Raw genomic sequence first — 1,023 nt, forward strand, 5'->3', positions numbered from 1 at the left:
GTCGTACACGAACGTGGGGTTCATCAGGGTGGGCTCCACGATCTCGCCGAACAGCTCGATCACGAGCTTCTCCGCGTCCCACGCGGGGTCCACCTTGACCTCGTGCTCCGCGGCGATCGCCCGCAGCGTCTCGGCGTCCGTCTCCGGGGTGATCTCGCGGCCCACGGCCTCGGACAGCCCCGGGTACACGGCGACCCAGGCCCACTCGCCGTCGAGGTCGATGACGCCCTTCGCGGTCTCGAGCCGACGCCCGGCGCCCACCGCGTCCGCGGCGTTGAGGATGATCTCCTGCATGCGCTCGGCCATGACGTGCATGTCCGCCCACGCCTCATAGGACTCGAGGGTGGTGAACTCGGGCGAGTGGGTCGAGTCCACGCCCTCGTTGCGGAACACGCGGCCGATCTCGAACACGCGGTCGATGCCGCCGACGACGGCGCGCTTGAGGTACAGCTCGGTGGCGATGCGCAGGGTCATCGGCTGGTCGAACGCGTTGAGGTGCGTCTCGAAGGGACGCGCGAGGGCGCCGCCGTGGACGAGCTGGAGCATCGGGGTCTCCACCTCCACGTAGCCGTGGCCCTCGAGGGTGCGCCGCACCGCCGAGGTGACCTTGGCGCGGGTGTAGACCATGCGGCGGGCCTCCTCGCGCACGATCAGGTCCGCGTAGCGCTGGCGGACGCGGGTCTCCTCGTTCAGGTCCGCGTGCAGCACGGGCAGGGGGCGCAGCGCCTTGGAGGCCATCTCCCATGCCGAGGCCATGATGGACAGCTCGCCGCGGCGCGAGACGATCACCTCGCCGGTGACGGAGAGGAAGTCGCCCAGGTCCACGACCTTCTTCCAGTCGGCCAGGGACTCCTCACCGACGGCGGCCAGGGACACCATGACCTGGAGGCGGACGGCCTCCCCGTCCGCGCCGGACTCCTGCAGGGTGGCGAAGCAGAGCTTGCCGGTGTTGCGGAGGAAGACGACGTGACCTCGGGCTGCCCGGCGAACCAGGAGAGGAAGTCGGCGGTCTCCAGGTCGGCC

At 70.4% G+C, this 1,023-nt stretch carries 1 protein-coding gene; it reads right to left on the reverse strand.

Features of this window, described 5'->3' with window-relative positions; translation table 11 throughout:
- A partial coding sequence (locus AB0L75_RS44615) for an amino acid--tRNA ligase-related protein (protein ID WP_365191992.1) occupies nucleotides 1-1,023 on the reverse strand: 1,023 nt, incomplete at both ends.

Source organism: Streptomyces sp. NPDC052101 (assembly GCF_040680235.1).
Lineage (GTDB): Bacteria > Actinomycetota > Actinomycetes > Streptomycetales > Streptomycetaceae > Streptomyces.